Annotated in this window: 24 protein-coding genes; 10 read left to right on the forward strand and 14 right to left on the reverse strand. The window is 68.5% G+C overall.

Features of this window, described 5'->3' with window-relative positions:
• Positions 1-27: 27 nt before the first annotated feature.
• From IGS68_RS20340 to ileS, 5 genes are all read right to left on the reverse strand, one after another.
• Positions 28-1383: a M16 family metallopeptidase gene (locus tag IGS68_RS20340; RefSeq protein WP_247880993.1), complete on the reverse strand. Its 1356-nt coding sequence runs from the start codon at positions 1381-1383 to the stop codon at positions 28-30.
• Positions 1380-2894, reverse strand: a complete 1515-nt coding sequence (locus tag IGS68_RS20345) for a M16 family metallopeptidase (protein ID WP_247880994.1) — start codon at positions 2892-2894, stop codon at positions 1380-1382. The genes IGS68_RS20340 and IGS68_RS20345 overlap by 4 nt, the downstream gene beginning before the upstream one ends.
• 96 nt (positions 2895-2990) lie before the next feature.
• Positions 2991-3620: a DUF3035 domain-containing protein gene (locus IGS68_RS20350; protein WP_201073133.1), complete on the reverse strand. Its 630-nt coding sequence runs from the start codon at positions 3618-3620 to the stop codon at positions 2991-2993.
• A gap of 33 nt (positions 3621-3653) precedes the next feature.
• Complete coding sequence (gene lspA / locus IGS68_RS20355; protein WP_247880995.1) at positions 3654-4211, reverse strand: signal peptidase II; 558 nt, start codon at positions 4209-4211, stop codon at positions 3654-3656.
• Positions 4208-7054 (reverse strand): isoleucine--tRNA ligase, encoded by a 2847-nt coding sequence (gene ileS, locus IGS68_RS20360; protein WP_201073135.1) that lies wholly within the window; start codon positions 7052-7054, stop codon positions 4208-4210. Before ileS ends, lspA begins: the two co-directional genes overlap by 4 nt.
• 420 nt (positions 7055-7474) lie before the next feature.
• Between ileS and IGS68_RS20365 the strand changes: the two genes are divergently transcribed.
• The 7 genes from IGS68_RS20365 to IGS68_RS20395 all read left to right on the forward strand — a co-directional run bounded on the left by IGS68_RS20365 (position 7475) and on the right by IGS68_RS20395 (position 13226).
• On the forward strand, positions 7475-7990 hold the full coding sequence (locus tag IGS68_RS20365; protein WP_201073137.1) for a hypothetical protein: 516 nt from the start codon (positions 7475-7477) through the stop codon (positions 7988-7990).
• Between the two features lie 167 nt (positions 7991-8157).
• Entirely contained in the window at positions 8158-8964 is an 807-nt protein-coding gene (locus IGS68_RS20370; protein WP_247880996.1) for an RNA polymerase factor sigma-32, read from the forward strand.
• Positions 8965-8980: 16 nt separating this feature from the next.
• Entirely contained in the window at positions 8981-9508 is a 528-nt protein-coding gene (locus tag IGS68_RS20375; protein ID WP_201073147.1) for a sigma-70 family RNA polymerase sigma factor, read from the forward strand.
• Positions 9505-10299, forward strand: a complete 795-nt coding sequence (locus IGS68_RS20380) for an anti-sigma factor family protein (RefSeq protein WP_201073149.1) — start codon at positions 9505-9507, stop codon at positions 10297-10299. Before IGS68_RS20375 ends, IGS68_RS20380 begins: the two co-directional genes overlap by 4 nt.
• A 31-nt stretch (positions 10300-10330) precedes the next feature.
• A complete protein-coding gene (locus IGS68_RS20385) occupies positions 10331-10831 on the forward strand; it encodes a hypothetical protein (protein ID WP_201073151.1) in 501 nt (166 codons plus the stop codon).
• A gap of 251 nt (positions 10832-11082) precedes the next feature.
• Positions 11083-12024: a hydroxyacid dehydrogenase gene (locus IGS68_RS20390; protein WP_201073153.1), complete on the forward strand. Its 942-nt coding sequence runs from the start codon at positions 11083-11085 to the stop codon at positions 12022-12024.
• Between the two features lie 248 nt (positions 12025-12272).
• Positions 12273-13226 carry a 3-hydroxyacyl-CoA dehydrogenase gene (locus IGS68_RS20395; RefSeq protein WP_247880997.1) on the forward strand — a complete coding sequence of 318 codons (954 nt, stop codon included), beginning with the start codon at positions 12273-12275 and terminating at the stop codon, positions 13224-13226.
• Here IGS68_RS20395 and IGS68_RS20400 read toward each other — a convergent pair.
• Entirely contained in the window at positions 13216-13494 is a 279-nt protein-coding gene (locus tag IGS68_RS20400; RefSeq protein ID WP_201073155.1) for a hypothetical protein, read from the reverse strand. The two genes, IGS68_RS20395 and IGS68_RS20400, sit on opposite strands and share 11 nt — an antisense overlap.
• A 190-nt stretch (positions 13495-13684) precedes the next feature.
• On the opposite strand from IGS68_RS20400, the gene IGS68_RS20405 reads away from it, so the two are divergent.
• Complete coding sequence (locus IGS68_RS20405; RefSeq protein WP_201073162.1) at positions 13685-14629, forward strand: NAD-dependent epimerase/dehydratase family protein; 945 nt, start codon at positions 13685-13687, stop codon at positions 14627-14629.
• A gap of 3 nt (positions 14630-14632) precedes the next feature.
• On the opposite strand, the gene IGS68_RS20410 is transcribed toward IGS68_RS20405, so the two are convergent.
• Positions 14633-15319 carry a COQ9 family protein gene (locus IGS68_RS20410; protein ID WP_247880998.1) on the reverse strand — a complete coding sequence of 229 codons (687 nt, stop codon included), beginning with the start codon at positions 15317-15319 and terminating at the stop codon, positions 14633-14635.
• The gene (gene def / locus IGS68_RS20415; protein ID WP_201073172.1) at positions 15316-15924 is read right to left on the reverse strand and encodes a peptide deformylase; all 609 of its coding nucleotides are present in this window, start codon (positions 15922-15924) and stop codon (positions 15316-15318) included. Before def ends, IGS68_RS20410 begins: the two co-directional genes overlap by 4 nt.
• 191 nt (positions 15925-16115) lie before the next feature.
• On the opposite strand from def, the gene rpsU reads away from it, so the two are divergent.
• Entirely contained in the window at positions 16116-16319 is a 204-nt protein-coding gene (gene rpsU, locus IGS68_RS20420) for a 30S ribosomal protein S21 (RefSeq protein ID WP_012974546.1), read from the forward strand.
• A 243-nt stretch (positions 16320-16562) separates the two neighbouring features.
• Here the strand turns inward: rpsU and IGS68_RS20425 are convergent, their stop codons facing one another.
• The 6 genes from IGS68_RS20425 to IGS68_RS20450 all read right to left on the reverse strand — a co-directional run bounded on the left by IGS68_RS20425 (position 16563) and on the right by IGS68_RS20450 (position 24513).
• A complete protein-coding gene (locus IGS68_RS20425; protein ID WP_201073178.1) occupies positions 16563-18812 on the reverse strand; it encodes a putative bifunctional diguanylate cyclase/phosphodiesterase in 2250 nt (749 codons plus the stop codon).
• A gap of 147 nt (positions 18813-18959) precedes the next feature.
• On the reverse strand, positions 18960-20360 hold the full coding sequence (locus tag IGS68_RS20430; protein ID WP_201073180.1) for an NAD(P)(+) transhydrogenase (Re/Si-specific) subunit beta: 1401 nt from the start codon (positions 20358-20360) through the stop codon (positions 18960-18962).
• 18 nt (positions 20361-20378) lie between these two features.
• Positions 20379-20807, reverse strand: a complete 429-nt coding sequence (locus IGS68_RS20435) for an NAD(P) transhydrogenase subunit alpha part 2 (protein ID WP_201073182.1) — start codon at positions 20805-20807, stop codon at positions 20379-20381.
• A 14-nt stretch (positions 20808-20821) separates the two neighbouring features.
• Positions 20822-21985 (reverse strand): Re/Si-specific NAD(P)(+) transhydrogenase subunit alpha, encoded by a 1164-nt coding sequence (locus IGS68_RS20440; RefSeq protein ID WP_201073189.1) that lies wholly within the window; start codon positions 21983-21985, stop codon positions 20822-20824.
• A 271-nt stretch (positions 21986-22256) separates the two neighbouring features.
• Positions 22257-23039 carry a hypothetical protein gene (locus IGS68_RS20445; protein WP_201073191.1) on the reverse strand — a complete coding sequence of 261 codons (783 nt, stop codon included), beginning with the start codon at positions 23037-23039 and terminating at the stop codon, positions 22257-22259.
• Positions 23040-23163: 124 nt separating this feature from the next.
• Complete coding sequence (locus IGS68_RS20450; protein WP_201073193.1) at positions 23164-24513, reverse strand: ABC1 kinase family protein; 1350 nt, start codon at positions 24511-24513, stop codon at positions 23164-23166.
• A 285-nt stretch (positions 24514-24798) separates the two neighbouring features.
• Between IGS68_RS20450 and IGS68_RS20455 the strand changes: the two genes are divergently transcribed.
• Positions 24799-25098, forward strand: coding sequence for a hypothetical protein (locus tag IGS68_RS20455; RefSeq protein ID WP_201073196.1), 300 nt, complete (start codon positions 24799-24801; stop codon positions 25096-25098).
• Positions 25099-25101: the final 3 nt, after the last annotated feature.

A 25101-nucleotide genomic window follows, 5' to 3' on the forward strand; every position in this document is an offset into this window, starting at 1 on the left:
CGCACCCGCGCCCCGCTTGGAATGCCGTCAGCTCGGGACGTCGTCCCTGGTCCGGGTCGGCTCGATCCCCTCCGGCCGGCCCACCACGACCGTCAGCAGCGCCTCCGGATCGAGCAGCCGCCCGGCGACCCGCTTGACGTCCTCCAGGGTGACCGCGTTGATCAGGTCGGACCGCCGGTCGAGATAGTCGATGCCGAGGCCGTCGCGCTGGACCTGGAGCAGCACGTCGGCGATCGCCTCGCTCGACGTGAACTGGAGCGGGAAGGAACCGGTCAGATAGGTCTTGGCGTTGTCCAGTTCCTCCTGGGTCAGGCCCTCCTCCTGCATCCTGCGCCATTCCGCCTTCATCAGGTCGACCATGGTGCCGGCGTTCTGGTTGGCGGTCGAGCCGCCCGCCATCACCAGGGCCGCGTGCCGGAAGGGCACGAGATAGCTGTAGACGCCGTAGGTCAGCCCGCGCTTCTCCCGGATCTCCTCCATCAGGCGGGAGCTGAAGCTGCCGCCGCCCAGCACGTAGTTCATGATGGTGGCCGGGAACCAGTCGGGGTCGTTGCGCTTGACGCCGGGCTGGGCCATCAGCACGACGGTCTGCGGCAGGGGACGCGGCACCAGCACGGTCTCCCCCGCCCCCTTGGGCACCGTGTCGGCCGGCGGCTCGATCTCCGCCTTCTCCGGCAGGCCGCCGAAGATGCGGTCCAGGACCGGGCCGAGCTGCTCGGGCGTGATGTCGCCGGTCACGGCGACGGTCAGGTTGTCCTTGGCGAAACGCCGCCGGACGAAGGCATCGAGATCTTCCGGCTTGATCGACTCGACGCTCTCCGCCGTGCCGCGGGCGCGCCTGCCGTAGGGATGGTCCGGAAAGGCCGTCTCGTACAGGGCGCGGCGGGCCAGGAAATCGGGGTCGCCCTGCTCCCGGCGGATCTGGGCGAGCACGCCGCTGCGCATCCGCTCCACCGCCTCCCTGTCGAACCGGGGTTCGGTCAGGGCCAGCCGGGCCAGCTCTATGGCCTCCTCCTGGGTCTCGACCAGCGTCTCGACCCCGCCGTAGAAGCCGTCCACCGTGGCGGTGAAGCTGATCGAGATGGAGTTGTCGGCCAGCCGCCGCTGGAACTCCTGGCTGTCGTAGGGACCCGCCCCCTCGTCCAGCAGGGTGGAGGCCAGGTTCGCCAGCCCTTCCTTGCCGGCCGGATCGGTCTCGACCCCGCCCCTGAAGGCGAACTTGATGGCGAGCAGCGGGATCTTGGTGTCCTGGACAAGCCAGGCCTCAATGCCGCCGGGGCTGACCACCCGCTTGATGTCGATCGCCCGGGCGTCCGGGGCGAAGCAGGCTACGGCGAGGAGGAGGACGGACAGGAAGGCCGGCATCGAAAGGCGGCGCATCATCGGATCACTCCCGAATCGTTGGACCGGGACGGAGCGGCTCCGGCTCCCGTCCCGGGGGGCTGGGCATCGGGCTGGGCATCGGGCTGGGCGGCGGCCTGGCGCACCGGGGCCGGCAGCAGCAGGCCGGTGACGGGGTTGGTCTGGCCCAGCACCGCGCGGGCGGCGGCGTTGACCTGCTCGACCGTGACGGACGCGATCCGCTCCGGCCAGGCTTCGACGTCCTCGACGGTCCGGCCGGTGGCGAGCGCCACGCCGAAGCTCATCGCCGGGCCGCGCAGGCTGTCGCGGGCGAAGATCGCCTCGCGCTCCAGCCGGGTCTTGGCCGTCGCGACCTCCTCCGCCGTGACGCCGTCGCGGACGACCTTCTCCAGCTGCTCGACCAGCGCCGCTTCCAGCTTGTCCATGTCGACGCCGGCGTTGGGGCTGACATAGGCGCCGAAGACCGAGGTATCGAAGGCGTCCGGCGAATAGCCGGTGCCGGCCGAGGTCGCGAGGCGCTGCTCGACCACCAGCGAGCGGTAGAGCCGGCTGGTGGCCCCGCCGCCGACGATCTCGCTCAGCACCTGGAGCGGATAGGCATGGACCGTCTCGCCCCTGTTGTAGCTGGGCGCGTGGTACAGGCGGCGCAGGCTGGGCTGGCGGACCTCGGCGTCGCGCAGGATGACGCGCCGCTCCGCTTCGAACGGCGGCTCCTCGACCCGGATGCGGGCCGGGACCGGACGGGGCGCGATCGGCCCGAAATATTTCTCGGCGAGCGGACGCACCTGCTCGACGGTCACGTCGCCGGCGACGACCAGCACGGCGTTATTCGGGGCATACCAGGTGTGGTAGAACTGGTTGGCGTCGTCGCGGGTCAGCTTGGCGATCTCGTTCGCCCAGCCGATGATCGGCGTGCCGTAGGGGTGGTGGACGAACATCGAGGCCTGGACCAGCTCCGACAGCTTGTCGCCGGGCTCGTTCTCGGTCCGCTGGCGGCGCTCCTCCAGCACCACGTCGCGCTCCGGCAGGACGGTCTCGTCGGTCAGGCGGAGGTTGGCCATGCGGTCCGCCTCCATCCTCATGACCAGCTCCAGCCGGTCCGCCGCGACGTTCTGGAAATACGCGGTGTAGTCCCAGGAGGTGAAGGCGTTGTCGCGGCCGCCGTTCCGGGCGACGATCCGGCTGAACTCGCCGGGCTTCAGCTCGTCGGTCGCCTTGAACATCAGGTGTTCCAGGAAATGGGCGATCCCGCCCTTGCCGGTCTCCTCGTCGGCGGCGCCGACCTTGTACCAGACCATGTGGGTAATCACCGGCACCCGCTGGTTGGTCACGACGACCACCTGCATGCCGTTGTCGAGCATGAAGCTTTCGGGAAAGAAGACTCCCTTGCGGGCCGCCGGCTCCGGGGCGGTGGCCGGGGCCGGCTCGGCTGGCCTCGGCGCCTCCTGGGCGAGGCCCGGCCCGAAGGCTCCGAACAGCAGCAGGGATGCGAGAACGGGCGCGGCGATCAGCCGGCGCGACGGTTCGGCCACGGCAACACCTCACTGGAAATGCCAATGCAGGACGGGAACCCGCGCGCGGAACGTCGCGGGCCCCCGTCGGGTAGACTAGAAGCTGGGCGCGGAAGGCTAATTGAACAAGCCTTCGAGCGGCGCCTTGCGCCGGCGCTCGATGATCGGCGTGTCGCCTTCGGTCACCGGCTTGCCCAGCGCCGCGTTCTCGCGCAGGCGCTGCTGTTCCTGCCGGGCGTTGACGACGGTACCCGGCGGGTCGGGCGTCTGCCAGAACAGCAGGCTGTCGATGAACCGCCTGTCCTGGGCCGCGAGCGTCACCGATTCCCGGTTCACCGTCGAGCGGATGCCGGGCTGGACATCGACGGCACCGGCCTGGGCGAGCAGCGCAGCCTCGCCCGTGGTGGCGGCCGGGCTGTTCGCCGCCGCTTGCTGGCGGGTCTCCGGCGTCGAGCCGAACACCGCCGATGCCGCCTGCTGGCGGGTCTCCGCCTCCTGCGGGCGGGGTGCTCCCGGCTGGGGCGGGCGCAACCGGTATTCCGGCGGAACGGCGAGCGGGGCCCGCGTCACGACGCTGAACTCGTCGGGCGGCGCGCGGTCCAGGCCGAAGGTCTGGCGCGCGCCGCTGCATCCGGAAAGCACCAGGGCGCCCAGCGCCAGACAGACCAGCGGTGCCAGAGGCCGCCGGCCCGGCCGGCCACGGTCGGGCGGGTTGTGACGGGGGTGAGAGGTGCTGATCACGTCCATTGCCGTTTTCTCTTTATCCAGCTCGCGTTGTCTTCAGGCCCTGTCCCGATCGTCCTTCTCCGGCCGGGAGTGGTCCCCCCCGCCTCCGAACAGGCTGTCGAGCACGATCAGGATGACGCCGACCGATATTCCCGTGTCGGCCACGTTGAATGCCGGCCAGTGGTATCCCAGGACATGGAAGTCCAGGAAGTCCGCCACCGCGCCGAACCTCAACCGGTCGATCACGTTGCCGATCGCACCGCCGATCACCATGCCGATGCACACGGCAAGGAACGGACGGTCCGCCCGGCGCAGCCATGAGAGAAGGAAGCCCACGATGCCAAGCGCAACCGCAGATAGCACGTAGGGCATGAACTCCGCCTCATGCCAGAACAGGCTGAAACTTACACCCCTGTTCCATGCCATGACCAGATTGAAGTAGGAGGTGACCTCGATCACGCGGGGATCATGCGCCATCCCGACGATCTCGAGCATCCACCACTTCGACGCCTGGTCCAGGATCATCACGAAAACGGCGATGATGAGGCCGAGACGGATCATCGATCGGGGACGCGCCATCCGGCCGGCCTCGCCACGGGTCTGGTCGGTCATTCCGCGGCCTCGGGCATGTGTTCCACCGCGTCGGCGCAGCGGTGGCACAGGGTCGGATGGGCGGCATCGGTCCCCACCTCCGGCAGGACCCTCCAGCAGCGCTCGCACTTGTCGCCCGCCGCCGGTTCGGGGATGACCCCGACCCCCGGCACGTCCTCCAGCGTGAAGGCGCCGTCGGGGACCGGGCCGTCGACCACGCGGATCGCCGAGGTGATCGCGACCTCCGCGAGGTCGACGCCTTCCAGCGCCGCGTGCAGTTCCGGCGTGACGGTCACGACCGGGGCCGATTGCAGCGACGAGCCGATGCGCTTGTTCGCCCGCTCCAGCTCGAGGGCGCCGGTGACCACCCGGCGGACGTCGCGGACCACCTCCCACTTCTCGGCCAGACCGGGGGCCGACCACTCCCGGGGGATGTCGACGAACGTACGCAAATGGACGCTCGGCACCGGACCGTCGCCGCCGTGGCGGCTGAGCCAGGCTTCCTCCGTGGTGAAGCACAGCACCGGGGCGAGCCACGCGGTCAGGCACGAGAAAAGCTGGTCCAGGACGGTCCGCACCGACCGCCGCCGGACCGAATCGGGCCGGTCGCAGTAGAGGCTGTCCTTGCGCACGTCGAAGTAGAAGGCCGACAGGTCCACCGCGCAGAAGTTATGCAGCGCCGTGAACAGGCTGTGGAAGTCGTAGTCGTGGATGCCCTGGCGGACGGTCTCGTCCAGCTCGGTCAGCCGGTGGAGCACCCAGCGCTCCAGCTCCGGCATCTCGGACACGTCGATCCGCTCCTCCTCCGAGAAGTCGGCGAGCGCCCCCAGCAGGTAGCGCAGCGTGTTGCGGAGGCGCCGGTACAGGTCGGCCTGGAACTTCAGGATCTCCGGCCCGATGCGCAGGTCTTCCGAATAGTCGGAGCCGACGACCCACAGGCGCAGGATGTCGGCGCCGTACTTGTCCACCACCTCCTGCGGGGCGGTCACGTTCTTCAGCGACTTCGACATCTTTCGGCCCTGCTCGTCGAGCACGAAGCCGTGGGTCAGCACCGCGTCGTAGGGCGCCCGGCCGCGGGTGCCGCAGCTCTCCAGCAGGGAGGAGTGGAACCAGCCGCGATGCTGGTCCGAGCCTTCCAGATAGAGCGAGGCCGGCCATTGCAGGTCGGGCCGCGCCTCCAGCACGAAGCTGTGGGTCGAACCGGATTCGAACCAGACGTCCACGATGTCGAACACCTGGTCGTAGTCGGCCGCCGCGTAGGCGTCGCCCAGGAAGAACTGCGGGTCGCGGGCGAACCAGGCGTCCGAGCCCTCCGTCTGGAAGGTGTCGGCGATGCGGTCGAGGACGGCCTGGTCCTTCAGCGGCTCGCCGGTCTTCTTGTCGATGAACAGCGCGATCGGCACGCCCCAGGCGCGCTGGCGGCTGATGCACCAGTCCGGCCGGTTCTCGATCATCGACGCGATGCGGTTGCGCCCCTGCGTCGGCACCCAGCGCGTGTCGTCGATCGCCTTCAGCGCGACCTGCCTCAGCCCGTTCGTCTCCATGGAGATGAACCATTGGGGGGTGGTGCGGAAGATCAGCGGAGCCTTCGAGCGCCAGGAATGGGGATAGCTGTGGACCAGCTTGCCCTTGGCCAGCAGGCCGCCGGCATGGGCGATGGCCGAGATCACGGCGCCGTTCGCATCGCCCGGCTTGCCCGCGGGCGTATAGACCCGCTTGCCGGCGAACAGCGGCACGTGCGGATAGTAGGTGCCGTCGTCGTCCACCGTCTGCGGCACCTGGATGCCGTGCTTCCGGCCCAGGTCGAAGTCGTCCTCGCCGTGGCCGGGGGCGATGTGGACGAAGCCGGTGCCGGCATCCGCCGTGACGAAGTCGCCCGGCAGCAGCGGCACCGGGAAGTCGTAGCCCTGGCCGTGCAGCGGATGGGCGCAGCGGGTGTCGGCCAGCCGGGCGCCGGGGAGAGTGTAGAGCTGGCGCCATTCGGTGATGCCGGCCGTCTTCGCGAGGTCGTCGGCCAGCGCGGTGGCGACCACTAGCCGCTCCCCGACCCTGGCGCCGCTGCCCTCGGCGACGGCGGCCACCTTGAACACGCCGTATTCCATGTCGGGGCCGTAGCCGATCGCACGGTTGCCCGGCAGCGTCCAGGGCGTGGTGGTCCAGATCACCACGGAGGCGTCGTCCAGTTCCGGCGTGGCCGCGGCCGAGACCGGGAACCGCACCCAGACCGTGGTCGAGGTATGGTCGTGGTACTCCACCTCGGCCTCGGCCAGGGCGGTCTTCTCGACCACCGACCACATGACAGGCTTGGCGCCCTTGTAGAGCCCGCCGTTCATCAGGAACTTGTGGATCTCCCGGACGATCGTCGCCTCGGCCGGGAAGGTCATGGTCATGTAGGGGTGCGACCAGTCGCCCAGCACGCCCAGGCGCTGGAACTCCTCCGCCTGGATGTCGACCCATTCCTGGGCGAACTGCCGGCACTCCGCCCGGAACCGGAGGATCGGGACCTGGTCCTTGTCCTGGCCGGCCGCCCGGTACTTCTCCTCGATCTTCCACTCGATCGGCAGGCCGTGGCAGTCCCAGCCCGGCACATAGACCGAGTCCTTGCCGAGCATCTGCTGCGACCGGCTGACCACGTCCTTCAGGATCTTGTTGACCGCGTGCCCGACATGGATGTTGCCGTTGGCATAGGGCGGGCCGTCATGGAGGATGAATTTCTCCCGGCCGGCCGACTGTTCGCGCAGCCGGTCATGGAGCCCCTGCTCCGCCCAGCGCCGCAGCAGCTCGGGCTCCTTCGCGGGCAGGCCGGCGCGCATGGGAAAATCGGTGCGGGGCAGGAAAACGGTCGATTTATAGTCGCGGGTCATGATCGGGTCCAGGCAGCCGTCGGCAGGCTGGTGCGGGCACCGGCCGGACGTCGGGTGAAATCAGGGAAGAGCGATAGCATCGCGGAGGCTCCCGCGTCCAGCCATGGCGGCGGGGAAGCGATGATTGGATGGCGCCGTCAAAAGGCGGAATGCCCGGCCCTCAGCGGAGGACCGGGTTGCTAATTCGCCGGGGCCGCGGGGCGGCCATATGCGTCGAGCCCAACATGATGGCGGGAGTTTAGGCAGGCGGCAGGCGGGGGTCAAGGCGGCGGCGCGGCTCCCGTAGGCTTTGCCGCGGACCAAGGAAAAAATCGCCGCCGCGCCGGCTCCCCGGATTAAACCGCCCCCCTCCCGCGTAATCGTCGCGAAACGGGCTGGTGGCCTCGGGAGAGAGCGGTGCGGCAGGGAAAATGGTGGACCTTGAAGAGGGGGCGGATCGTCGCGATCGCGGCGGTCGCCATCCTCGTGCCGGCGGGAGCCGGGTTCCTGGCGGGGCGGACGGTGCCCCAGCCGGTCGAGGTCGCGCAGATCGCCTGCGGCCTTCCGAAACAGACGGTCAGCTTCTCCCTGCCCGCCCCCCTGTTCAATCCCGCGCATGCGTCCCCGGAGCCCGGCGCCGCCCATCGGGTGCCGGTCTGGCTCGGGCCGTTCCGCCACCAGGGAACCTCCGACGTGGTCAAGCTGCGGTTCAGCGCGGACGCGCGGGGAGACGCGCCGACCGTCAGCCGGGTGAACGACGTGATCCACCTGCCGGTCCAGGTCGGCGATCCCGAAGACCCGCCCCGCCGGATCCTGCTGCACTGCCGGAACGACGTCGTCGCGCATGTCCAGTACGTCAGCAGCGGCGGCAGGACGACGGATTTCCCCGTCGTCCGCACCATGGTCGCCGAGGGCGCGGGGGGAGCAGGCGAGGATTCGTACCACGCTGCGAAATGATCATGAAAGCCGGGATGAAAACCGAACGCCCCGCGTAATTGGGCAAAACGCAGCCGATCGAACCGATCAACCGAAAGACAGACAGAGAACACGGGAGCATTTGGATGCAGTCTTCGCCAAGCCGGACAGATCTGACGCGTTATCTTTCCCGGATTCGCGAGTATCCAATGCTCGAAGCGGCCGAGGAACAGGAACTGGCGCGAGCCTGGCGTGACCGCCGCTGTCCGGAAGCCGCCGAACGGCTGATCGGCAGCCATCTCCGGCTCGTCGCCAAGGTCGCCCGCGGCTACGCAGGCTACGGCCTGCCCATGGCCGACATGATCGCCGAGGGCAACATGGGCATGGTCCAGGCGCTGAACGGCTTCGACCCCGACCGGGGCTACCGTTTCACCACCTATGCCCTGTGGTGGATCCGCGCGGCCATGCAGGAATATATCCTGCGGTCCTGGTCGATGGTAAGGATGGGCACCACCGGGGCGGAGAAGAAGCTGTTCTTCAGCCTGCGCCGGGCCAAGAGCGCCATGAACCTGCTTCAGGAAGGCGACCTGAGCCCGGAGGAGGCCCGCCAGCTCGCCGAGACCCTGAAGGTTCCGGTCGCCGACGTGACGGGCATGAACGGCCGGCTGGCGGGTCCGGACCAGTCGCTGAACCTGCCATTGCCCGGCATGGAGGACGGCCAGGCCCAGGACTGGCTGGTCGACCCGTCGGAGACGCAGGAAGAACTGCTGGCCCAGCGCCAGGAGATGGAGCGCAGGAGGAAGCAGTTGAAGCGGGCGATGGAACAGTTGCAGGAACGCGAGCGCTCGATCCTGGCGGCCCGCCGGCTGACGGAGGAGCCGCTCACCCTGGAGGACCTGTCGCGCCAGTTCGGCATCAGCCGCGAGCGGGTGCGGCAGATCGAGGCGCGGGCGATCGAGAAGCTGCAGCGCATGATGACCGGCGGGCGACGCATGCCGTCCCTGGCCGTGGCCTGACGGGAAGGCAGCGACCATGCCGCACGGCAAGCTCAAGGAGGAGATGGCGACCCATATCGCCAGCCTGCGCCGCTATGCCATCGCGCTCACCCGCAACGCGGACGAGGCGGAGGACCTGGTGCAGGAATGCCTCTCCAAGGCGATCGCCGGGGCCGACACCTTCCGGCCCGATGCCGATCTGCGCGTGTGGCTGTTCCGGATCCTGCACAATGTGCATGTCAGCGGCCTCCGGCGCCGGACGCTGGAGAACGCGGTCAAGGCCGATGCCGAGGCCGCCGGCCACGAGGCGGTGACCGAGCCGGCCCAGCACCGCCACCTGGAGGTGAAGGACGTCATGGCCGCTCTTTCCCAGCTGCCGGAGGACCAGCGCCGCGCCGTGACGCTGATCGCCACGGAGGAGCTGAAATACGAGGAGGCGGCCAAGCGCCTGGGCGTCCCGATCGGCACGTTCATGTCGCGGCTCGGCCGCGGTCGCGCGGCACTGCGCTCCATGCTCAATCAGGCCAAGCGGCCGAAGCTTCGCTTGGTCGGGGGGTCGGAATGACGATCGAAATCGACGAGAATGACCTTCACGCCTTTCTCGACGGTCAGTTGGCCGCGGAGCAGGAAGCCGTCGTCCTGGCATGGCTCGAGTCCGATCCGGATGCCCGGAAGCGGCTGCACGACTATGCCGAACAGAAGCTCCTGACGGCGATCGGGGCCGCCGAGGCGGCGCACGACTCCGATCCCGAGCACACCCGGGAACTGGCCGACGAGCTCGGCACCCGGCTCCAGCGGTCGCTGGGCCGGCGCCGTCCCCTGGTCTGGCTGCGGCAGGCGGCGGCGATCCTGGCGCTCGTCGCGGCGGGCTGGACCACCAACGAGCTGTATCACCGCGTGGTCGCGGACCGCCTGCCGACCTACGTGGTCGAGGCCACCGGCGCCCACCTGGTCTTCGCCGAAGGGCCGGTGCCGCAGGTCGGGGCTTCGAGCCCGACGGGCGCGGAACTCGCCCGCCTGCTGTCCGCCCGCCTGGGCGAGCAGGTCGACATCCCCGAACTGTCGCCCATCGGCCTGAAGCTGGTCGGCGGCAAGGTGATGGGAGGCATGGACCATCTCCTGGCCGGCCTCGTCTACGAGGACAGGGAGGGACACCGGCTGACCATATGCCTGTCGCCGCGCGACGACGGCCCGACCGACGGCCTGCACATGGCGGAGGTCGGGGGCGTCCGGGTCGGCTACTGGAGCAACGGCGAGCAGAGCTACGTCATCGTCGCCGACACGAGCGAGACCCAGCTCCAGGCCATCGTCGGCCAGCTGATGCGGGACAGGGCGTACCGGGACCGCTACTATTGAGCGCCCGGCCTTCCGCGGGCGGAACGGTCCGATGCGCAGGATCACCGGACGCGGCATGAACCGCGGCATGGCGGCAGCCTTGCTCGTCCCGCTCGGCGCGGCGGCGGGCACGGCGGCCTATTTCCTGTCGGCCCATCTTCATTCCGCCCAGCCGGTCGCCGTCACCCTGGCGGGCTGCCGCGGCTTCGGCACCGCCAACCTCGAGATCCCGCTCGAACTCCTGGGGGAGGGAGACCATACGCCGCCGGTCAGCTTCGGCCCGATCGACCTGCCGGGCGCCGGCGGTGCCTTGACGCTGCGGTTCCGCTCCGCCGGGATGCCGGGCGGCCACGGCGCCGGGGTGGTCAGGATCGGCGACGTGGTCGAACTGCCGCGGACCTTCGGCGATACGGGACTGGTGCCGCACCGCATAGACCTGAGATGCCGCGAGGGCGAGCTGAGGACGGTCCGCTACCGGCGCGAACACGCGGTCCACGAGTTCAGCGTCGTCGCCCGTACCGACAGGGATTACCTCGAAAAAGAGATCCCCTAGGAAAATCCGGTCGAGGCCCGCCTGAGTCCTTCCGTTTTCAATGGATTTTCCCACCGTCTGCCATACTTGTCGCGCTGGCTCAGGGGCCCTCGCGGAGCGGGTCTGAACCTCCGCGCCCCTGGGCCGTTACCGTCGGTCCGTCCCGAGGATCCGGCCGCGGTAGCCACGACGAAGTTCCCGACCGGCGCGAAAGGGTGTCCGATCGCGACATCCAAACGGCGGGGCGAAAAAGACAGGTATGCGAAGCTGACATGGTGGAACGCCCTCTCGTCTATGTGCTGGAACCGATCGCGTCGAGCGCGATCGCGACCCTGAGACAAAGTTGCGACGTGATCGACGCGGGCGACCCGGCCGGGTCGCGGTGGCACGAGGATGCGGATGGCCTGATCGTTCGGACCGGCAGGATCCCGCGCGAGTTGATCGCGGCGGCTCCCCGCCTGAAGGTGATCGGCAAGCACGGCGTGGGAGTCGACAACATCGATCTGGACGCCGCCCGCGACCGCGGCGTGGTGGTGGTCAGCACGCCCGGGGCCAATGCCAACGCGGTGGCCGAACTCTCGGTCGGCCTGGCGCTTTCCGTGGCACGCCGGATCGCCCAACTGGACCGGATGCTGCGCGACGGAAGCCTGGACGGGCCGCCGCCCCGCGGGACGGAACTGGCCGGGAGGACCGTCGGGGTGGTCGGGATGGGCAGCATCGGCAGGCGCACAGCGGCCCTGTTCAGGTCGGCGTTCGGCGCACCGATCCTGGGCTACGATCCGTTCGCGGCCGAGGACGCCTTCCGGGAAGCCGGCGCCGAGCGCTGCGCCGCCCTGGAGGAGATGCTGCCCCGCGTCGACGTGCTGACCCTGCACATTCCGCTGAGCCGCGACACCGAGAAGATGATCGATGCGCGCCGGCTATCCCTGATGCGCCCGGAGGCGATGGTGCTGAACCTGTCGCGCGGCGGCATCGTGGACGAGACGGCCCTGCGCGATGCGCTGGTCGGCGGCACCCTCTCCGGAGCGGCGACGGACGTCTTCGTGGAGGAGCCGCCGCCCCGAGACCACCCCCTGCTGGGCCTGCCCAACTTCGTCGCCACGCCGCATATCGGGGCGGCCACCGCGGAGTCGATGGAGCGGATGGGCATGGCCGTCGTCTCGGATGTCGCAGCCGTGCTGGCGGGTGCCGCGCCGCGCCACCGTGTCGTATGACCGGGACGCGGTCACCCTTCCATGACGACACGTACCGGACGAGGTCGAGAAGTGGAGGCCGGGCAATAGCCTCAACTTCATTTCAAAGTAGAAACGAAATAAATGTGATATGGATCGTTTCGGACTCGATTCGGATTAGCCGAGGGCCTAGGGTCGCGCTGCCGAACGCTCTTCCCCGGTCCCTTCCGGCGAGGGAAAGAGGTTCCCGTAACTGATCCGCTAGATATCGAAGAAAGTGGAGAAACCCCATGGCCATGGTGGACAAGATCGCCGTTGTCGGCGCCGGACTGGTGGGACGCGGCTGGGCGATCGTTTGCGCCCGAGCCAACCGCCGGGTCGCCCTTTACGACAGCAATCCGGAAGCCCTGCCCCTGGCGATGAAGGTCATCGAAGGCAACCTGCGCGACCTGTTCAATTTCGGCCTGATCGCGGTCGAGCCGGACCGCCTGCTGGAGCGGATCGAGCCGACCTCCGACCTGGCGGAGGCGATCGGCGGCGCCAGCCACGTGCAGGAATGCGTCCTTGAGCAGGTGGAGGTGAAGCGCGAGCTGTTCTCCGAGCTGGACCGGCTGGCCGAGCCCGAGGCGGCGATCGCGAGTTCGTCCTCCGGGCTGCCGGCTTCCAGCTTCACCGAGCACCTGAAGGGCCGCGCGCGCTGCCTGGTGGCCCATCCGGTCAATCCGACCTACCTGATCCCGCTGGTCGAGCTGATCCCCGCTCCCTGGACCGACGAGGAGGTCGTCCTGCGCACCCAGGCGCTGATGACGGCCCTTGGGCAGGAGCCGATCCGCACCACGCGCGAGATCCCCGGCTTCGTGCTCAACCGTCTTCAGGGGGCGCTGCTGAACGAGGCCTTCAAGCTGGTCCAGGACGGGGTGGTCACCGTGGACGACGTGGACAAGACCATCCGGGAGGGGCTGGGACTGCGCTGGTCCTTCATGGGACCGTTCGAGACGATCGACCTGAACGCGCCGGGGGGTATCGTCGACTACGTCACGCGGTACGGGCAGATGTATTACGAGATGGCGCAGAGCCAGGCCGAGCCGCGCGCCTGGGACGACAACACCACCGGCAGGATCGAGCGCCAGCGCCGGCTGCTGCTGTCGGAGGACCGGCTCCAGGCCCGGCAGGACTGGCGCGACCGCCGGCTGATGGCCTTGGCCGCGCACAAGGCCCAGGCCGGCAAGACCATCACCGAGTAGCGGGGCCGTCCGGCTTCGGCAGCCGTCGGGCAGCGCTTCCGGCCAGGTCGAGCCAGGGCTGCCATGCCAGTGCCGCCATCCGCATCCACAGCCCGACCGGGTCGGCCCACATCAGGGCGGCCGGCCGGAACGCCTCGCCGAACGACTGGAACGACGGGGTGGCCCGGATGCTGATGGTCATCACGTCGGACCCGCCGTCCCGATGCTCGCGGACGGTCATCTCGACGGTCGCGGTCGGCAGGGCGGCGGTGACTTTGGTTTCTTCCACGATGGTCTCTCCTCCGGCAAACGGGGCGGCGGGTGGGGCTTCCGTCCCCTTATAACCCGCCAACAGCCGGATGGCTGCCGCCTTGCCGGCAGGGCGTCCTTTCGAAGCAATGCTTCTGCACGGCGGCATCCGAGGCAACCCGGCGGCGGGCGGGTCGTTTTCCCCTGGTTTGCATATCCTGGGGAATCTGATGGCTTTCTGGCTGGTAACCGGCGGTTGCGGCTTCATCGGCTCGCATCTGGTGGATGCCCTGGTCGCGCGGGGCGACCGGGTGCGGGTGCTCGACGACCTGTCGACGGGACGGCGGTCCAACCTGCCGCCGGGCGTGGACCTGACGATCGGCGACGTGGCGGACGCCGCGGCGGTGTCCCGCGCCATGGCCGGCGTGGACGGGTGCTTCCACCTGGCGGCCGTCGCCTCGGTCCAGCGCGGCAACGAGGACTGGCTGGGCACCCACCGGGTCAACCTGACCGGCACCGTCGCCGTGTTCGACGCCGCCCGGACCTGCAATCCGGGAGGCCCCGTCCCGGTGGTCTATGCCTCGTCGGCGGCGGTCTACGGCGACAATCCGGAGACGCCGCTGGCGGAGACCGACGCCACCGCCCCCCTGTCGGCCTACGGAGCGGACAAGCTGGGCTGCGAGCTTCACGGCCGGGTGGCGTGGCGGGTCCACGGCGTGCCGTCCACCGGCTTCCGCTTCTTCAATGTCTACGGGCCTCGCCAGGACCCGAAGTCGCCCTACTCCGGCGTGATCGCGATATTCGCCGACCGGGTGGCCGGACGCCGGGAGATCACCGTGAACGGAGACGGTGGCCAGACCCGCGACTTCGTCTATGTCTCCGACGTGGTCCGGCACCTGGTGGCCGCCATGGACGGGAAGCCGGACGGCAGCGCCGTCTACAATGTCTGCACCGGGCGGCCGACCACGGTGCTTGAGTTGGCGAGGATCATCTCGCGCATCGGCGGGATCGAGCCCCGCGTCGCCCACGGCCCCGCCCGCGCCGGCGACATCCGCGAATCGCTGGGCGATCCGCGCCGGGCGGCGGAGGCCTTCGGCTTCACCGCCGGCACGCCCGTCGCGGAGGGGTTGCGGGAGACGCTGGCGGCGATCTCCCGCGGGATCGCCGCCGAGTAGGCGTCAGTAGCCGGACGCCCGGCGGCGAACGTTCCGGGCGAACCGGAAGGGTGACGGCAGGTTGGCAAGCACGCTTCCGATGCCCGAGACCCTGCCCGTGGTCCGCCCGACCCGCATGACGTCGGCGATCCGGCGGTCCAGGAAGGCCCAGGTGTCGGCCTTGCCGTCCGACTGGTCGTTGAGCCAGTAGAGGGTGGTCGAGGTCAGGACGGCGGCCAGCAGGGCGCGCTTCGTATAATAGTTATGGTCGGTCGAGGTGTCGCCCGCGGCGTACCACATGGCGTCGACCGTGCGGTAGACGATCCTGCCTCCCAGCGCCGTGTTCTGCGGCAGGGCCAGGAAGGTCAGGGCGCGCCGGACCGCCTCCTCGTGCGGCTCCAGGATCTCGAGCCGGGCCCGGACCGCCAGGGTGATGCGGTCGCGCACCTTCATGGCGGCGAGGTCGTGCCTGTCCAGCTCCTCCAGCATCCGCCGGTCGGCCCAGCCGCTGAAATGCTCCACGATCTGCGGGATGCCGCCGGGGAAAGCCAACTGCGCCATGCCGGCGTCATGGCCGGTCATGGCGATCGCGTCGCGCAGCGACTGGTTGCTCCAGCCGTCGAAGATGACGTTGGGCAGCATCGCCTCGAGGATGTCGTCCCTGATCTTGTCGAGATCGAACCCGTTCTCTTCCATTCCAGCCCCGTTCATTCCTGGGTCCCGTTCCCGTCGTTGGTTTGGCTTAAGGATGTGGCGTCGCGGCCCCGCAAAGCCAACTCCGACAGGTCGTCGGGAAAGTAGCGGATTTCCTCGTTGAAGGTCAGCAGGGAGAGGTCGGGCATCCGGTCCAGGTAGAGCACGCCGTCGAGATGGTCCAGCTCGTGCTGGACGACGCGGGCATGGAAGCCCCTCGCCTCCCGCTCCACCGGCCGGCCATCCGCATCCAGGCCGCGGTAGCGGATATGGGCGTGGCGCGGCACGATGCCGCGCAGGCCGGGGATGGACAGGCAGCCTTCCCAGCCCGGCACCATGCCGGCGCCGACCGGCTCGATCACCGGGTTGATCAGGACCGAGAGACCGCGCGGGCGGTCCGCCTCCCCCTCCAGGGTCGCGCGCTCAGCCGGCACCACGAACAGGATGATCCGTTTCGGCACATGGACCTGCGGCGCCGCCAGCCCGGCGCCCGAGGCATCGGCCATGGTCTCCGCCATGTCGGCGATCAGGCGCTGGATTTCCGGGTCGGACGGGTCCTCGACGGGGTCGGCGACCCGGCGCAGGACGGGATGCCCCATGCGGGCGATCTTCAGAATGGCCATGGGTGCAGTATGGGTGTATAAGCTGCGGAAGCAAAGCCCGCGCCGCACCGGTTTGTCGGAACGGATGCGGTCGGCAACCGTTTAGTCCTTGAGAAGGGGCTCCCCGGCATGCTAGAACCCGCGACCAAAGTCGGACGGGTGCCTTTTGCGCATCGTGCGTTTGAATTCAACTGTTGGAGAGACACCAAACCGTGCAAGTGCTGGTTCGTGACAACAACGTCGATCAGGCCCTGCGCGCGCTGAAGAAGAAGATGCAGCGCGAGGGGATTTTCCGTGAAATGAAGCTGCGGCGCAACTACGAGAAGCCCTCGGAGAAGCGCGCGCGTGAGAAGGCGGAGGCCGTTCGTCGCACCCGCAAGCTGCTGCGCAAGCGCATGGAGCGTGAAGGCTATTGATCGACTGACGATCCGCGCCCGTCGAGACCGCGGATATCAGGCCAAGCTTGCAAAAACCGCCCCGGCACCGTCCGGCGGCGGTTTTCGGCTTTGACGGCCTACGGCGATCAGTCGCGACTGTAGGGCCTTGTAGGTCGGCCTCGGCCGAAGGCCGACGCCGACAGCGTGGCCGGAGCGTTGACGCAGGGTGTCGGCGTTCGCCCTGACGGGCGAAGGCCGACCTACGGTTGATCAGGCGGTTGATCAGGTCAGCGATTTCTCCCGCTCGGCGCTTCCGGGCGCGGTGATCCAGCCGGCCGCCTCCTGCGGCGGCAGCGGGGCGCCGAACAGGTAGCCTTGCCCGAATCCGCAGGCCATGTCGGACAGCAGCTTCGCGTCCTCCGCCGTCTCGATGCCTTCGGCGATGATCTCCAGCTTCAGCAGGTGGGCGAGATCGACGATGATCCGGACCATGTCCCTGCTCTCGGTGGAACGGCACATGGCCGCGACGAAGGACTGGTCGACCTTCAGCGAGTCGACCGGGAAACGGTGGAGATAGCTGAGCGACGAGTAGCCCGTGCCGAAATCGTCGATCGACAGCCGCAGCCCCAGCGCTTTCAGTTGCCACAGCAGGCCGATGGTCTCGCCGGCATGGCTCATGGCCGCCGACTCCGTCAGTTCCAGCTTAACCTGGGCGGGATCGACGCCGCTTTCGGCCAGCGCCCCCGCCACGGTGTCCAGCAGGTCGCGGTCGCCGAGCTGCCGGGCGGAGAGGTTGACGCTGATGAACAGCGGATCGGCATCCGGCCCGCGCATCGCCGTCCAGCGCACCATCTGGTGGCAGGCCCTGTGCAGGACCAGGCGTCCGAGCGGCACGATCAACCCCGTGACCTCGGCGATCGGGATGAAGACTCCGGGAGGCACCTTGCCGCGGGCCGGGTGGTCCCAGCGCACCAGCGCCTCGAACCCGGCGAGGCGGCCTTCCGGCAGCGCCACGATCGGCTGGTAGGCGACCCAGATCTGGTCGCCGGCGTCGATCGCGCGGCGCAGGTCGGCTTCCAGGCTCAAGCGGTCCAACTGCGCCGCGTGCATGGTCTCGTCGTACCGGCAGGTCCCGCCGCCCGCCTCGACCGCCCGCTCGCAGGCCAGTTCGGCATTGCGCAGCAGCGTGTCGGGTTCGTCCTCGCCGGCGGCGATGCCGCGGCTCGCCGTCATGAAGACCGTCCTGCCGTCCAGATGGAACGCTTCGTACAGGGCCTGTTCGAGCCGGCGGGCGGTCTCCTCGGCGCCTCCGCCGGTTCCCAGGACGGCAAGCTGCCGGTCGCCGGTGCGGGCCAGCACGGCGTCCCCCTCCAGGCAATCCGCAAGCCTCGCGGTCAGCGCGCACAGGAGCGTGTCGGCGAAGGCCGTGCCGAGGCTGGTCTTCAGGGTTCCGAACCGCATCAGCTCGATCGCGACGATCCAGGCGGATCCGGACGCCGCCCTTCGCTCCGCCACGCGCTTCAGCAGCAAGGCGCGGTTGGGCAGACCCGTCACGGCATCGAAATAGGCCATGCGTTCCAGCCGGGCGCGGGCTTGGCGGCGTTCGGTGATGTCCCGCAGATAGGCGGTGAAGAAACGGCCCTCCGCCGTCGGCACCTCGGTGATCGCCAGTTCCAGGGGCATCCGGCTGCCGTCCGACCGCATGCCCTCGACCTCTATCCGGGAGCCGAGGACCCGGGTCTCGCCCGACGCCAGGTAGCGGCCGATCCCGGCCTGATGGGGGCCGCGCATTTCCGGCGGGACGATCACCTGGGCCAGGGGCAGGCCGATCACCGCTTCCCGCCGCCAGCCGAAGGTGCGCTCCGCCGCCCGATTGAACTCCACCACCCGCCCGCCGTCGTCGATCGTGATGACGCAATCGAGCGCGGTGTCGAGCATGGCGCTCTTCAGCGCTTCGCTGGTGCGCAGGATGCCGGCGGCCCGGCTGCGCTCCACCGCGCCGGCGATCAGGGCGGCGGCCGTCTTCAGCACGTCCAGTTCCAGCTCCGACCACACCCGCTCGCACTCACAGTCGTCGAATCCGAGATGCCCCCACCACGCGCCGTTCACCAGGATCGGGACGGAGACGAAGGACAGGATGCGCTGGTACTCGAAATCCTCGCGCAGGTATCCGGACAGGTCGCGGGTCAATCCCTGGATCAGCTCGCCGCGCCGGCGGCGCTCGGTCCAGTCGGTCAGCGTCGGATCGGTTCCGACCAGCTTCTCGTCGGTGTTGCGCGGATCGCCGACCAGCGGTGCCAGCCCCGGGGCGGCCCAGTCGTGCCGGCAGGTCTGCGCCAAGCCCTGCCCCGCCCCGTCATGGATCTCGAACAGGTAGACCCGGCTGACACCGGCGGCGATGCCGAGGCGCCCGAGCAGATCGTCGATCCCGGCACGCCAATCCGGGCAGGCGACCATCGCTGCGGCGCCGTGGGCGATCGCCTGGAGGATCGCGCTGCGGCGATCCACGGCATCCTGGAGAGAGGCAAGCATGGTGTTTTCCCCTCTCCGGCCGCCGTCACGGGAAAATCATAGCACGCCGATCGAACCGGTGCGCAAGTCGTACGACAGGCATGAAAAAGGCGGCGGCGCCTTTCGGCGCCACCGCCCTTTGGTCTATCCTTCAGGCAGACGGACAGACTAGTCCAGAGACTTCAGGACCTCTTCGGTAACTTTCTTCGCGTCGCCGAACAGCATCATGGTGTTGGGGCGGAAGAAGAGTTCGTTCTCGACGCCGGCATAGCCGGCCGCCATGGACCGCTTGATGAACAGAACGGTCTTGGCCTTCTCCACGTCCAGGATCGGCATGCCGTAGATCGGCGAGGCCGGATCGGTCTTGGCCGCGGGGTTGGTCACGTCGTTGGCGCCGATCACGAAGGCCACGTCGGCCTGGCCGAAGTCGCGGTTGATCTCCTCCAGCTCGAAGACCTCGTCATAGGGCACGTTGGCCTCGGCCAGCAGCACGTTCATGTGGCCGGGCATGCGGCCGGCGACGGGATGGATCGCGTAGCGGACCTCGACGCCTTCGTGCTTCAGCATGTCGGCCATCTCGCGCAGCGCGTGCTGTGCCTGCGCCACCGCCATGCCGTAGCCCGGCACGATGATGACCGAGGAGGCGTTCTTCATGATGAAGGCCGCGTCCTCCGCCGAGCCGGCCTTGACCGACCGGTCGCCGGCAGGCCCGCCGGCCGCCGCCGCGGCGCTGTCGCCGCCGAAGCCGCCCAGGATGACGTTGAAGATCGACCGGTTCATGCCCTTGCACATGATGTAGGACAGGATGGCGCCGGAAGACCCGACCAGCGCGCCGGTGATGATCAGCAGGTTGTTCTCCAGCGTGAAGCCGATGCCGGCCGCAGCCCACCCGGAATAGCTGTTCAGCATCGACACCACCACCGGCATGTCGGCGCCGCCGATCGGCAGGATCAGCAGGAAGCCCAGGGCCAGCGCCAGCAGCACGATGATCCAGAGCGCCGCGGTCGAGTTGGAGACGCACAGCCAGACGATGCACAGCACCAGCACGATGCCGAGGCCGGCGTTCAGCATGTGCTGCATGTTGAAGACCAGCGGCTTGCCGCTGACCAGGCCCTGGAGCTTGGCGAAGGCGACCAGCGAGCCGGTGAAGGTGATGGCGCCGATCGCGACGCCCAGCGCCATCTCGATCAGGCTGCCGGTGCGGATGGCGCCCGAGGTGCCGATCCCGTAGGCCTCCGGCGCGTAGAACGCCGCGATCGCGACGAACACGGCGGCGAGGCCGACCAGGGAGTGGAAGGCGGCGACGAGCTGCGGCAGGGCCGTCATCTCGATCCGGCGCGCGATGACGGTGCCGATGGTGCCGCCGATCGCCAATCCGACCAGGATCAGGGTGATCGACAGGCCGGAGATCAATCCCGGCAACATCAGCGTGGTGACGATGGCGATCACCATGCCGACGATGCCGAAATTGTTGCCCTGGCGGGAGGTCTCGGGACTGGAGAGGCCGCGCAGCGCCATGATGAAGCAGATGGCGGCGACCAGGTATGCCAGCGGGGCTAGTGTGGCCATGTTGGTTCAGGGCTCCCTTTATGCCTTCTTCTGCTTCTTCTTGTACATCGCCAGCATGCGCTGGGTGACAATGAAGCCGCCGAAGATGTTGACCGAGGCCAGGATGACGGCGAGGAAGCCAAGCATCGTGGAGAAGGTGAAGCCGGCCGTGCTGCCGGTCGCGATCAGCGCGCCGACGATGATCACGGAGGACACCGCGTTGGTGACGCTCATCAGCGGCGAGTGCAGCGCCGGCGTCACCCGCCACACCACGTAGTAGCCCACGAAGCAGGCCAGCGCGAAGACCGTCAGGCCGGTGATGAAGAAGCTGTGGTCGGCCGGAGCCTGCTCGACCGCGCCGGCCGCCAGCCGGGACGTCTCGGCGGCGAGCCGGTCGGCTTCCACGGTGAGTGATCGCAGTGCCTGCTGCAGGTTGGTGACCTGCTGGGCCAGTTCCTGGCTTGTCATCGGCTGTGTTCCCCTCAGCTCTTGGCCGCCTCGGCGGCGGCGAAATTGGGATGCACCACGGCGCCGTCGCGGGTCAGCGCGGTGCCCTTGATGATCTCGTCGTCCCAGTTGATCGTCAGGCCCTTTTCCTTGTCGATCAGCGGGGTCAGGAAGTTCAGCAGGTTCTTGGCATAGAGCATCGAGGCGTCGACCGCGTTGCGGCTGGGCACGTTGATGTGGCCGACGATCTTGACGCCGCCGACGTCCACGACCTCGCCCGGCTTCGAGCCCTCGACGTTGCCGCCCTGCTCCACCGCCAGGTCGACCAGGACGGAGCCAGGCTTCATGGAGCGGACCATCGCCTCGGTCACCAGGATCGGTGCCTTGCGGCCGGGGATCAGCGCCGTGGTGATGACGATGTCCTGCTTCTTGATCGTCTCGGCGATCAGTGCCCGCTGCTTCTCCTGGTAGCCGGCGCTCATCTCCTTGGCGTAACCGCCGGCCGTCTGGGCTTCCTTGAACTCCTCGTCCTCCACCGCGACGAAGGTGGCGCCGAGCGACTGCACCTGCTCCTTGGTCGCCGGCCGTACGTCGGTCGCGGAGACGACGCCGCCCAGCCGACGGGCCGTCGCGATCGCCTGGAGACCGGCGACGCCGACGCCCATGATCATGCAGCGCGCCGGAGGCACGGTGCCGGCGGCCGTCATCATCATCGGGAAGGCGCGGCCGAATTCCGCCGCGGCATCGACCACGGCGCGGTATCCCGCCAGGTTGGCCTGGCTGGACAGCACGTCCATCGACTGGGCGCGGGTGATGCGGGGCATCAGCTCCATCGCGAAGGCGTTGACCTTGGCGTCGGCATAGGCCTGGATCTGGTCGCGCGCCTGATAGGGCTGGAGGATGGCGACCAGCATGGCGCCGGGCTTCATCAGCGCCACCTCGTCCGGGCCGCCCTCGGCCTCGGTCAGGGGGCGCTGGACCTTCAGCACGATGTCCGCATCGCCGAGGGCGGCCGCCTCGTCCGGAGCGATGGTGGCACCCGCGTCGACGAAGACCTGGTCGGGAATCGAGGCGTGCTCACCGGCGCCGGTTTCGACAACGACGTCCAGCCCGAGCTGCTTGAATTTCTTGATGGTATCCGGCGAGGCCGCGACGCGACGTTCATGGGCGCGCCGCTCCTTCGGTATGGCGACTTTCATCCTGGCTGGTTCCCTTGCCGCTGATTTTTTTGCCGAGAATTGTGGCGGACGGTTGATGCGACGGCAAAATGCCGCATTCTGGAAAGTTTGTGAAGCGCTCTAGCCACTAACCTTTTCAATTCAATCATGTCCACTAAACCTTCAGTGCCGTGCCATGCACAGTGGACAATGGTCGCATGCGGCATGAGGGACGCGCACGAAAAAGGGCGGCCGACCCTTTCGGATCGGCCGCCCATGCCGGCGGTCTCGGACGTGAACAAGCCCGTGGAAGTTACCGGGCCTGGGCACCGCCCGGCAGGATCGAAGCCAGCTGGTTCATGAACTGAGCGCAACGGCCCTTGTTGTCGGCGTTGTACTCCTGCTGGATCTGGGTCAGGAGCTGCTGCACCTCGCCCCGGCGGTTGTCGGGAACCTGGTCGGTCCGGTTCTCGAGCGCAGCCCAGGTGGTCGGCTGGCAGTCGTTGATCGTGTAAACCTGCGGGACCGGCTCGCCGGTGCCCGTGCCGGGCGCCATGCTGCCATCGGCGCTACCGGTGATGCCGGTGCCCATCGGCTGGGCCTCGGTGGACCCGGCGACGGGACCGCCGCCCGCGACGCTCTCGCTGCCCGCGACACCGGCGCCCGCCGGCGGAACCACGCCGCCACCGGCCGCGGCGCTCATGTCGCTGACCTGGCCGCCGGCCATGACGATGGAGTTGCGCGCGTCGGCGAGGATCTGGGCGCAGCGGGCGCGGTTGCCGTCCTGCGCCTGGTTCTCCGCGGTCTGGAGCTGGACGCCGATGCGATCGCGGATCAGGTCGTTCTGAACGCTGTTCAGGTCGGACCGGACCGCGGCCACGTCGGTCGGACCGCAGGAGGCCGGGACCTGGAGATTGGTCGTGCCGGTCGGGAAGGTGGGGTCGCCGGCACCGACGCCGCCCTGCCCGATGGCGGCACGGCCCGAAGTGGTCCCGTCGGTCTGACCCGTCGTCAGGCCGGTATCCTGAGCAAGGGCCTGACCGGAGACGCCGATGGCGAGGGCCAGCACAGCTGCACCGTAATAGAGCTTGTTCATGGGGATTGATCCTCGTCTTGGGGGCGATTCGGCCGCCATTCGGCAACCTTTGGCCCCCTCAACAAGGGTTTTGGCTGGTTGGTTCCGCGATTTCTCACGGAAAATCGACAACACGCGGGCGGAATTAGGTAGGCAGCGGCACTCCATGGCGATCGAGCAGCTCGGTCTGGCGCCGTTCCAGAGCGTTCACGTCGAAGTCGCCGATCAGGTCATGGAAGAGGTGGTACCAGTTCACCTCGGCCTGGAGATGCAGGAACACCGACCCCAGCCCGATCGCCGCCCGGTCCATGAAGACGAATTCCCGGGGGATCTCCAGTCCGCCGACCTCGTGAAGGGCCTTGTGGACCTTCTCCGCCGCCTCGCGCCCGTACAGGGCGCTGTTGGTCTCGTCGATCCTGCGGGTCCGGTCGTCCATGATCGGGGCATAGACGAAGTGCGCCCAGACATTGAGGATATCGATCAGCTGGTTGTCGATCTTGTTGAAGCCCCAGACGCGGTACGCCTCCGCCGCCAGGTCGCGGTCGTCGGTCTGGAGCGCGTGGTACAGGTCGATGACGCCTTTGACGAAGCTCGGCTTGAAGATCCGGATGCAGCCGAAGTCCAGCAGGTTGATCGAGGCGTCGGGCCGGACGGTGTAGTTGCCCAGGTGCGGGTCGCCGTGGATCGTGCCGCAGGTGTAGAACGGCGTGTACCAGGCCCGGAACATGTTCAGGGCGAGGTCGTTGCGGCGTTCCGGATGGTCCTTGACGTAGTCCAGGATCTTCCGCCCGTCGAGCCAGCCCATGGTGAGCAGCCGCTTGGTCGACAGTTCCGGCACGACCTCGGGCACGTGGACGCTTCCGATCGGCGTGAGGATGTCGCGGTACAGCGCCGTGTGCCGCGCCTCCAGCGCGTAGTCCAGCTCCTCGCGCAGGCGGGCCGAAATCTCGGCATGGATCTGCCGGGTCGAGATGGTCTTGTCGTAGCGCTCGTAGATCGAGAAGATCAGCCCGAGCTGCCGCAGGTCGGCCTCGACCGCGGACATCATGTCGGGATACTGGAGCTTGCAGGCGAGCTGCCGGCCGTCGGGCCCGACCGCCTTGTGGACCTGCCCCAGGGAGGCGGCGGACGCGGCCTCGTGCTCGAAACTGGCGAACCGCTTCTGCCAGTCGGGACCCAGCTCCGACGCCATCCGCCGCTTGACGAAGGGCCAGCCCATGCTGGGCGCATCGGCCTGGAGCTGCGAGAGTTCCTGGACGTATTCCTGCGGCAGGGCGTCGGGAATGCTGGACAGGATCTGCGCCACCTTCATCAGCGGCCCTTTCAGCCCGCCCAGCGCGTCCCTCAGTTCCTTCGCGTGCTCGCCGCGTTCGAGCTTGATGCCGAGATAGCGCTGTCCGGCGAGCCGCGCCGCCAGCCCGCCCATCGCCGTGGAGACCCGTGCATAGCGGGCGATGCGCCCGCCGAACGAGTTCTGTTCAGTGCCGTTTGCCATGCACTCAAAGTGGTGCCCCGGCCGGCGAAAGACCAGTGCGCGGGGGCGCGGATCGGGCGGCGCCGCATGCGCCCGCCCTTCCGGACTGCCAAGCGAAAGGACCGTCATTTCTTGCGCATACAAGAATATGATCGCGTTATATTACCGGACTATAATAATATACCATTTCATGCAGAAGGCACCTATGATGCCGCAAGCATAGAAAACACGCCTTCCATCCCATCGGGGATACCCCGGCCCCCACCCGACCCGCCCCTGTCCCACGTCGTTCAGCAGGAGTTCCAGATGGCAAGAGTATCCCTGAGGGTGACCCACGCGGACAACGAGATCGTCGTGTTCCTGAACGGGCTGGTCGTCTATGCCCGGGAGCAGGAGGAGGACGTGTCGTTCGACGACGTCACCGACCTGGACCCCTACCTGACGTCCGGCCTCAACATCCTGATCCTGGTCGGGGTCAACTGGAGCGCCGCCGCCAACTATCAGGGCGCCCTGACGATCGGCGACATCACGCAGCCCTTCTCCTACCAGAAGGACGACGCGCAGCCCGGCGTCTCCTGGATCCAGACCTTCACCATCCCGGCCTGAGCA

The organism is Skermanella sp. TT6 (assembly GCF_016653635.2).
Classification (GTDB): Bacteria; Pseudomonadota; Alphaproteobacteria; order Azospirillales; family Azospirillaceae; genus Skermanella; species Skermanella cutis.